Origin of the sequence: Terrisporobacter muris, from assembly GCF_024621905.1 — a bacterium.
Lineage (GTDB): Bacteria > Bacillota > Clostridia > Peptostreptococcales > Peptostreptococcaceae > Terrisporobacter > Terrisporobacter muris.
In genome coordinates this window covers 1-10151 of record NZ_JANKBY010000121.1, presented here as the reverse complement: position 1 = coordinate 10151, position 10151 = coordinate 1, and the positions used below count along the sequence as shown (strand labels likewise).

9 protein-coding genes are annotated in these 10151 nt (G+C 30.6%); 8 read left to right on the top strand and 1 reads right to left on the bottom strand.

The genetic code is table 11. The features are described from left to right. The first annotated feature begins 177 nt into the window (after window positions 1-177). From gdhA to pyrE, 5 genes are all read left to right on the top strand, one after another. On the top strand, window positions 178-1521 hold the full coding sequence (gene gdhA / locus NSA58_RS10610) for an NADP-specific glutamate dehydrogenase (protein WP_039681387.1): 1344 nt from the start codon (window positions 178-180) through the stop codon (window positions 1519-1521). A gap of 193 nt (window positions 1522-1714) precedes the next feature. Next, window positions 1715-2638, top strand: coding sequence for an aspartate carbamoyltransferase (gene pyrB, locus NSA58_RS10605; RefSeq protein WP_074080085.1), 924 nt, complete (start codon window positions 1715-1717; stop codon window positions 2636-2638). 124 nt (window positions 2639-2762) lie between these two features. Further along, window positions 2763-3455, top strand: a complete 693-nt coding sequence (locus tag NSA58_RS10600) for a dihydroorotate dehydrogenase electron transfer subunit (RefSeq protein ID WP_074080084.1) — start codon at window positions 2763-2765, stop codon at window positions 3453-3455. Then, window positions 3448-4350 carry a dihydroorotate dehydrogenase gene (locus NSA58_RS10595; protein ID WP_074429952.1) on the top strand — a complete coding sequence of 301 codons (903 nt, stop codon included), beginning with the start codon at window positions 3448-3450 and terminating at the stop codon, window positions 4348-4350. The genes NSA58_RS10600 and NSA58_RS10595 overlap by 8 nt, the downstream gene beginning before the upstream one ends. A gap of 102 nt (window positions 4351-4452) precedes the next feature. Continuing rightward, window positions 4453-5037, top strand: coding sequence for an orotate phosphoribosyltransferase (pyrE, locus tag NSA58_RS10590; RefSeq protein ID WP_074429953.1), 585 nt, complete (start codon window positions 4453-4455; stop codon window positions 5035-5037). Window positions 5038-5123: 86 nt separating this feature from the next. Here the strand turns inward: pyrE and NSA58_RS10585 are convergent, their stop codons facing one another. Further along, window positions 5124-5945 (bottom strand): AraC family transcriptional regulator, encoded by an 822-nt coding sequence (locus tag NSA58_RS10585; protein WP_039681382.1) that lies wholly within the window; start codon window positions 5943-5945, stop codon window positions 5124-5126. Window positions 5946-6143: 198 nt separating this feature from the next. On the opposite strand from NSA58_RS10585, the gene NSA58_RS10580 reads away from it, so the two are divergent. From NSA58_RS10580 to NSA58_RS20860, 3 genes are all read left to right on the top strand, one after another. Next, window positions 6144-7619, top strand: coding sequence for an amino acid permease (locus NSA58_RS10580; RefSeq protein WP_039681381.1), 1476 nt, complete (start codon window positions 6144-6146; stop codon window positions 7617-7619). Between the two features lie 145 nt (window positions 7620-7764). Further along, window positions 7765-9834: a beta-galactosidase gene (locus tag NSA58_RS10575; protein ID WP_079764878.1), complete on the top strand. Its 2070-nt coding sequence runs from the start codon at window positions 7765-7767 to the stop codon at window positions 9832-9834. Between the two features lie 157 nt (window positions 9835-9991). Continuing rightward, entirely contained in the window at window positions 9992-10129 is a 138-nt protein-coding gene (locus NSA58_RS20860) for a nucleotidyltransferase domain-containing protein (RefSeq protein WP_242842781.1), read from the top strand. The last annotated feature ends 22 nt before the right edge of the window (window positions 10130-10151 follow it).

Below are 10151 nucleotides of genomic sequence, written 5' to 3'. Positions count from 1 at the left end.
AAGTGCAACAACAATTAAACAAAAATTAAATTATAAATTAAAGAAAAATTCAATTGCGCACAAAGATTTTACTATGCTACAATTCAAGTGAGAGTAGGGTGAATGTAAAATTCTACCAATTAAATAACAAACATAAATTAAAAATAAATTTACTTATTAATAAGGGGGCTTTACAAAATGTCTAATTACGTACAAGAGTGTATCGAACTTTGTAAGAAAAATAATCCAGGTGAAGTAGAATTCCACCAAACAGTTGAAGAAGTTTTATCTTCATTAGTACCAGTAATGGAAAAGCATCCAGAATATGAAAAAGCAGCAATATTAGAAAGATTAACAGAACCAGAAAGAGGGATAACTTTCAGAGTTGTTTGGACAGATGATAATGGTAATGTACAAGTAAATAAAGGATACAGATACCAATTTAATAGTGCAATAGGGCCATATAAAGGTGGTTTAAGATTTGCACCAAACGTTTACCCAGGAATAATAAAATTCTTAGGATTTGAACAAATATTCAAAAACAGCTTAACTGGTCTTCCAATAGGTGGAGGTAAAGGTGGAGCTGACTTTGATCCTAATGGTAAATCAGATGCTGAAATAATGAGATTCTGTCAAGCTTTCATGACTGAATTATATAGACATATAGGACCAGAAACTGACGTTCCAGCTGGAGACTTAGGTGTTGGTGCTAGAGAAGTTGGATATATGTTTGGACAATATAAGAGATTAGTAAATAGATTTGAAGGTGTTTTAACTGGTAAAGGACTTTCTTATGGTGGATTACAAGGAAGAACTGAAGCTACTGGATATGGAATAGTATTCTTTGCTAACGCTATGTTAGAAGCAAATGGAGAAAAATTAGCTGGTAAGGAAGTAGCTATATCAGGATTTGGTAATGTTGCTTGGGGTACTGCTCAAAAATTAAATGAATTAGGCGCTAAATTAGTTACAATATCTGGACCAGATGGATATATATATGATCCAGATGGAATAAGTGGAGAAAAAGTTGCATATATGCTTGAATTAAGAAACTCAGGTAAAAACGTATGTGCTCCATATGCTGATAAATTCCCAGGATCTAAATTTGTAGCTGGTAAAAAACCATGGGAAGTAAAAGCTGATTTATATATTCCATGTGCTACTCAAAATGAAATATTAATCGATGATGCAAAAAATATAGTTGCTAATGGATGTAAATTCGTATGTGAAGGATCAAACATGTCTTCAACTAACGAAGCTATAAAATATTTACAAGATAACGGAATAATAGTAGGACCTTCTAAAGCTGCTAATGCTGGTGGAGTTGCTTGCTCTTGTATAGAAATGGGTCAAAACTCTGGTAAAACTGTATTCACTCCAGAACAAGTATATGCTCAATTAGAAAATATCATGGTTGGAATACATGATGCTTGTGCTAATGCTTCTCAAACTTATGGATTTGGATATAACTTAGTTGCTGGAGCAAATATAGCAGGATTCTTAAAAGTTGCTGATGCTATGATGGCTCAAGGTTTAGTATAAAAATTTTATTGACAAAATAAGCATTTTCTTAAGGTAAGTATAAATTTTAATATAAAAATAAAAACAGAAGATAGAAATATCTTCTGTTTTTTAATTACTAAAAATGTTGACATGAAAATATAAAAGTGATAATCTACTAGAGATATGAAATACTTTTAAATTTAGTCCAGAGAGGCTAAAAAAGGAGGAAAATATGTTAAAATCAAGGAATTTAATCCAACCAGAAGACTTTTCTGTTAGAGAAATAGATGAAATTTTAAATTTAGCTGAGGATATTATGCAAAGTCCATCAGCATATTCTCGTGTTTGTGAAGGTAAATTAATGGCGACTTTATTTTATGAGCCATCAACAAGAACAAGATTAAGCTTTGAAGCAGCTATGAAACGTTTAGGAGGAGAAATAATAGGTTTCTCTGAACCAAACTCTTCATCAGTATCAAAAGGAGAATCATTAGGAGATACAATGAGAGTTGTATCTGGATATGTAGATCTTATTGTTATGAGACATCCTGTAGCTGGGGCGGCTGAAGAAGCAACTAAATACACGAGTGTACCATTCATTAATGCAGGAGACGGCGGAAATCAACACCCGACTCAAACCCTTACTGATTTACTCACAATAAAATCCCTAAAAGGAACTTTAAGTAATCACACAATAGGACTTTGTGGAGATTTAAAATATGGAAGAACGGTTCATTCATTAGTAAAAGCAATGACAAGATATGAAGATAATAGATTTGTGTTTATATCACCAGAAGAACTAAGTATGCCAGAATATATAAAAGAAAAAATTAAAAGCTATTCATATTGTGAAACTTCACATTTAGACGAATCTTTAAAAAAACTAGATTTACTTTATATGACTAGAATTCAAAGAGAAAGATTTGCAGATAGTGATGAGTATGAAAGATTAAAAGATAGCTATATATTAGATAAAGAGAAAATGGATAATGCAAAAGAAGATATGCTAGTTATGCATCCATTACCAAGAGTTAATGAAATATCTATAGATGTAGATGATGATGAAAGAGCAGTTTACTTTAAACAAGCTACTTATGGTATGTATGTACGAATGGCTTTAATTATTAAGCTTTTAGGCGTAGATATAAAGAATTAATAATTAGTAATATTGGAAAAGTAAATTTTGAGCAACGGAGTTACCTGAAGTGATTTCGTTGGCGACATGAAGCGTAGCGACAACACAGTGGCTTAAGCGAAGTGAATTTTATGGAGGATTTAAAATGTATAAAGTAATTAGAAATGAGTATATTGGGGAAGAAATGTACTTAATGGAAGTAGCAGGAAGTTTCAAAGGTGAAATGGGTCAATTCTACATGTTAAGAGCTTGGGATAATTATCCTTTATTATCAAGACCTATAAGCATTCATGATATAAATGAAAATAGTATAAGTTTCTTATATAAAGTTGTAGGAGAAGGAACAAAAATACTGAGTAAATTAAAAGTAGAAGATACTATTAAATTAGAAGGACCTTATGGACATGGTTACGAAAAGGTAGAAGGAAAAGTAGCGTTAGTAGGAGGAGGAATAGGTATTGCACCACTTTATTTAGTTGCAAAGAATATTCCAAACTGTGATGCTTACTTAGGTTTTAGAAATGAACCTATTTTAATAGACAAATATAATGAAGTTTGTAATGAGGTAAATGTTGCTGTAGGTAATACATTTGTTACAGATATTTTAGATATAGAAAAATATGATTATATATTAACTTGTGGACCAACACCAATGATGGAAAAGCTAGTTAAAATGACAGAAGGAACAAATACAAAATTATTTGTTTCATTAGAAAATCATATGGCATGTGGCGTAGGTGCATGTCTAGTATGTACTTGTAAAACTAAATTTGGAAACAAGAAAACTTGTAAAGATGGCCCAGTATTCAGAGGAGAGGACGTGATTTTTAATGGCTAATTTAAATGTGAAATTTAAGGATCTTAATTTTAAAAATCCAGTAATAATGGCATCTGGAACTTTTGGATTTGGGAAAGAATACAACGAAATTTATGATATAGAAAAATTAGGTGGAATAAGTTCTAAAGGACTTACATTAAATCAAAAAGATGGAAACAATGGAATGAGAGTTTTTGAAACTCCATCTGGAATGATGAATAGTGTAGGTTTAGAAAATCCAGGGGTACAAGGATTTATAGATAAAGAGCTACCATTCTTTTCTGATTTAGATTTAGTAAGAATAGTTAACCTTGGTGGAGGAACATTAGATGACTACATAAAAGGTGCTGAATTACTAAGGGGAAAAGATGTGGATGTGATAGAGCTAAATATATCTTGTCCAAATGTAAAAGCTGGAGGAATGGCTTTTGGAATAAAAAATGAAGTTGCAAGAGAAATAGTAAGAGAAGTTAGAAAAGTTGTTGATAAACCTCTTGTAATAAAGTTATCACCAAATGCTGAAGATATAGTAGGTATGGCGAGAGTTTGTGAAGAAGAAGGAGTTGATGGAGTTTCTTTAGTAAACACATTTAAAGCTTTAGCAATAGATATAAACAGAAGAAAACCTGTATTTGAAAATGTATATGCAGGATTATCTGGACCAGCAATAAAACCAATAGCCCTTAGAATGGTTAATGAAGTTTCTAAAAACATAGAAATACCAGTATGGGGAATGGGTGGAATAACAACTGCCAATGATGCCATAGAATTTATAATGGCAGGTTCTTCTTGTATTCAAGTAGGAACAGCAAACTTTGTAAATCCCAAAATAGGACTTGAGATAATAGATGGAATAGAAAAGTTTATGAAACAAGAAGGAATTAAAACTCTTGATGAAATAAGAGGAATTATATAAATATAAGTAGTGATTTATTAAAAAACAAAGTTAAAAATAACTAATAAATATTAGTGAAAAAATAATTTACAATAAATATTAAACAATCGGAGGAGTAAACAAATGAGTAAAGTAGATGTAGTTGAAATATTAAAGAAAAGTGATGCATTATTAGAAGGACATTTCTTATTATCATCAGGAAAGCATAGTAACAGATATGTACAATGTGCAAAGGTATTAAGATTCCCAGAATATGCAGAGCAAGTATTAAGCACAGTTGTTGATCAGATAAAAGATTTAGGAATAGATTTAGTAGTAGGACCAGCAATGGGTGGAGTAATAGTTTCTTACGAATTAGGAAGACAATTAGGAAAAGAATCAGTATTCACTGAGAGAAAAGACGGAGTAATGCAACTTAGAAGAGGATTTGAAGTTAAACCAGGAGCTAAAATAATAATAGCAGAGGATGTTGTTACAACTGGTAAATCAACTATAGAAACTAAGAAATGTTTAGAAGCTTTAGGTGGAGAAGTAATAGGAGTTGCTTGTATAGCAAACAGAACTAGTGAAGATATAGGAATGCCAATATATAGTGCTATAAAATTAGATATACAAGTTCATGAAGCTGATGAGTGTCCAATTTGTAAAGAAGGTAAGGTAGAGTTAGTTAAGCCAGGAAGTAGAGAGTTTAAAGAATTAGGAATGTAATTTGTAAACTGTATCCCATGGAATAGATGATAAAAGTCTATTCTATGGGATTTTTGTATTAAAATATCTATTAGTAAACATTTCACTTATTTAATAAATGTTTTTCTGTACTCAAAAGGAGTTATATTAAGTGTTTTCTTAAATACTTTTGAAAAGTATGCTTGAGATGAAAAACCAACTAAATCACTTATTCTACTAATAGAATAACTACTTTTTCTAAGCAGAGAACAGGCTTTTTTTATTCTAAATTCAATTATGTATTGTTGAGGAGTAGTCATCATACTTTCTTTAAATATTTTATAAAAATAGCTCCTATCAATAGTAAGGTAATTACTTACATCTGAAACTGTTATGCTTTTGTAGTAGTTATCTTTAATATAATCTAAAGCTTTATGAATATATTCATTAGAATTAGAATAACCATCTACAACTTCTTCATACTCATCAATCTTTAATAAAGAGAAAAATTGATACAAATAACCTAATGCCATATACAAATCATTATGACAACAGCATTCATAAATATTTCTAAAATAGTTGTCTAATTTATTATCTTTATCATATCTAAAAATAAAGTTATCATTTTTGAATCCACACATTGATAATAATTCTTTAGCTTTGATACCGTTTATTCCAATCCATCTATAAACCCAAGGATTATCTGCTAGAGCATAGTAATTGTTAGCAGTATCAGGAGGAATAAAAAATCCATCTCCTGCTTTTAAATGATAACACTGATCATTTATAAAAAATAATCCTTCTCCTTCTAGTATATAGTGAATTAAGTAATAATCAATAGGTTCATATTGATAAGGGTCTCTCGGTTCGCAATGTTCATATCCACATTCAAAAATATATAATTCATTACTAGGTTTTAATTCAGTTGAAAAAATACCTATTCTATTCATTAAATTCTCCTTTTAATTAAAATTTATATTAAAAATATAAAATAAATAGGGAATTTTGTCAAACTTATAAATATATAGACAACAATAGTATAAAATCTAGAAACATTAATGCATTGATAAATAAAATTATAGATGATATTATAATCCCAAGAAAACGTTTTTTGAGTACGATTTATATTTTATTAGGAGGATTATAGTATGAAAGAGGAAAGAGGAAGTCTAAGTTCTAAAGCACTAATGCTTATGACATTTACAGCAGTATTTTCATTTGGAAACATTATTGATAGTAGTGTAAATATTGGATTAGCTACAATACCATCATACATATTTGGAACTATATTTTATTTCTTCCCATTTGCGTTGATGATTGGGGAATTTGCATCAGCAAGTTCAGATTCGGAATCAGGGATAAATAGCTGGATAAAAAAATCTCTAGGTGCAAGATGGGCATTTTTAGGATCTTGGTCATATTTCTTTGTAAATTTATTTTTCTTTACATCATTATTACCAAAAGTATTAATATATGCGTCATTCACATTTACAGGGATAAATGTATTCGAGGGGAAAACCGTATTAATATCAATAATATCAATAATATTATTCTGGATAGTAACTTTTGTATCAACAAAAGGTGTATCTTGGATAGCTAAAATTACAAATCTTTCTGGAATAGCTAGAATTGTATTAGGATTAGGATTTATAGTTTTATCATTTGGGGTTATCATATTCTTTGGAAAAGCACCAGCTCAAGAATTTACTACTGAAGCGATTATGCCAAAGTTTAACTGGACTTACTTTATGGTTTTAGCTTGGGTATTACAAGCTGTTGGTGGAGCTGAAAGTATAGGAGTATATATTAAAGATGTAAAAGGTGGAAACAAAACATTTATAAGGACAATGTTAATATCTACTATAATTGTTGGAGGATTATATGCTTTAGGAGCAGTATCTGTAGGTTTAATTGTTCCAGCTGAAACTTTATCAGGAAACTTCTCTAACGGATTATTTGATGCATTTAAAATTTTAGGAGCTCACTATGGTTTAGGAAACATAGTTACAAATATTGTAGGATTTATAATGTTACTTGCAAGTTTAGGTTCATTAGTACTATGGACAGCTGCACCTGTAAAAGTATTATTCTCTGAAATACCAGAAGGTATATTTGGTAGTTGGGTTGCAAAGACAGATAATAATGGAAATCCTGTAAATGCACTATATCTTCAAGCTATAATAGTAACAATATTATTAATAATACCAGCTTTAGGAATAGGTTCTATAGATAATTTACTAGAAATGTTAATAAACATGACAGCATCTACTTCATTAATACCAGTATTATTCTTCCTAGTTGGATACATAGTATTAAGAGCTAAAAAAGATGACATGGAAAGAAGTTTTAAAGTTGGATCTAGAGGACTTGGAATAAGTTTAGGAGTTTTATTATTAGTATTATTTACATTTGTGTTTATAATATCTTCAATTCCATCACCAGATACATTTGCTGCATACTTCAATGGAACGTTAGAGGCAGGAGCAACTAATCCAGTATTTGTACTACTTTATAATGTATTAGGATTGGTTGTATTCCTAGGGTTTGCGGAAATATGTTGGAGAAAATATGAGAAAAAAGTTGGTAAAGATATAGCAAATGAAAGAATAAAAACTAGTGCTTAATGATATGTAATTTATGATTAGCTTATAAAACTCAGTAAAATACATTAAAAACTAGATATAAAAAATATAAAAATACAATCAACAAAGTAGATTGGTGAATTTTCCTAAATACTTTGTTGATTAGTTAAAATATGGGGGGATTATTTTGAAAAATTTTGGACCAATAAGCTCGAAAATAGATAAAATGCTTCATGGAGCAGATTATAACCCAGAACAATGGATTGATGTGCCGGGTATATGGGGAGAAGATGTTAGATTAATGAAACTATCTCATTCTAATGTGGTAGCAGTAGGTATATTCTCATGGACTATGCTAGAACCACAAGAAGGAGTTTTCCAATTTGAATGGTTAGATGAAATAATGGATTTAATGCACAAAAACGGAAATTATGTTATTCTTGCCACTCCAAGTGGAGCTAAACCAGCGTGGATGGCTCACAAATATCCAGAAACTTTAAGAGTAACACCAAATAGAGTGAGAAACTTATATGGGGAGCGTCATAATCACTGTTATACATCTCCTATATATAGAGAAAAAATCGCAATAATAGATAGATTATTAGCAGAGAGATATAAGGACCATCCAGCATTAATTATGTGGCATATCTCAAATGAGTTTGAAGGACAATGTAACTGTTCTTTATGTGAAGAAGCATTTAGAGAGTATTTAAAAGAAAAATATGACAATGATTTAGACAAATTAAACCATGCATGGTGGAGTAAATTCTGGAGTCATACATTTAATGATTGGAGTGAAATAGAAGCACCAGCTCCACACGGAGAGCCAGCGCTACATGGATTGAACTTAGATTGGATGAGATTTGTAACTCACCAAACTCTAGATTACTATAAGCATGAAAGAAGTATTTTAAAAGAAATATGTCCAGATATTCCTGTAACTACAAACTTCCATGATTATATATCACTTGAAAGAGGAATTGATTACTGGAAATTTGCACCTTACTTAGATGTAGTATCTTGGGATAACTATCCTTACTGGCATGGTGAGAGATCAGATGCTCATGAAGGTAGTAGAATTGGATTTGTTCATGACTTAAATAGATCAATATTAAATGGTAAACCATTTATGATGATGGAAAGTTCTCCAAGTTCAACAAACTGGCAACCAGTGGCTAAATTAAGAAGACCAGGTATGCATGTATTATCTTCTCTTCAAGCAGTAGCACATGGATCTGATACTGTACAGTATTTCCAATGGAGAAAAAGTAGAGGATCATCAGAAAAGTTCCATGGAGCTGTAGTTGACCATTGTGGACATGAAAATACTAGAGTATTTAGAGATGTAACAAGGGTTGGTGAGATATTAAGTAATCTTACAGATGTAATAGGAACATCTGTAGAACCAGAAGTAGCAGTTATTTACGATTGGGAAAACTTCTGGGCTGTAAATGATGCTCAAGGTCCAAGAATAGAGAAAAAGGATTATCATGATACAGTTCAAAAGCACTACAAAGCATTTTGGGATATGTCAATTCCAGTAGATGTTATAAACATGGACTGTGAATTCTCTAAATATAAGGTTGTGGTAGCACCAATGCTTTATATGGTAAGACCAGGTGTTGGAGAAAGACTAGAAGAGTTTGTAAAAAATGGAGGAACTCTAGTAACTACTTACTGGAGTGGAATAGTTGATGAAAATGACTTATGTTTCTTAGGAGGATTCCCAGGTCCACTTAGAAAAGTTACAGGTATATGGTCTGAAGAGTTAGATGCTCTTTATGATGAAGATGTAAACTATGTAACTATAGAAGACAATAATAGTCTTTCTATGAAAGGTGAATATAAGGCAAAAATATTCTGTGATTTAATACATTCAGAAGGTGCAGAAGTTCTTGCAACTTACAAAACAGATTTCTATAAAGGTATGCCTGCGTTAACTTGCAATAAGTTTGGACAAGGTGAAGCTTACTATATAGCATTTAGAAATAATGATGAGTTCTTAACAGATTTCTATAGAAGTGTTGCGAAGAAGATACAATTACAAAGAGCTATAGAATTAGACTTACCTACAGGTATTAATGCTCAAGTTCGTAGAGATGAAAATAATGAATTTGTATTCTTTATGAACTTCACAGATGAAGATAAGACTATTGATATTAAAGACTTTAACTTAATAGATATGGAAAATAATGATAAAATAGAGGCAACTTTAGAGTTAGAACCTTATGGTGTAAGAATAGTTAGAGTTAAATAGTATTTAAAAGCTGTAGTACTTATAGGTGCTACAGCTTTTTAGGTATGGTTTAATATTTTGTACATGTGGTCAAGGAATATTTAAATATAAGCTCTAAATTATAGGAAACTTTCTAAAGTGAAGTAGTGATTTTTACTTATAAAATATAATAGAATTTGTGTATTATAAATATATAAAGGAAAATATTCTAGCCATCGTAATATTTGGAAGTTATGGTACTGAAAAGAAGACTTTGGAAAGTGATATAGACATAGCAGAGTTTGAAGAAACATATGAACTATTCATACAAAATTAAGTGTTTATTTTAGATAGAAATC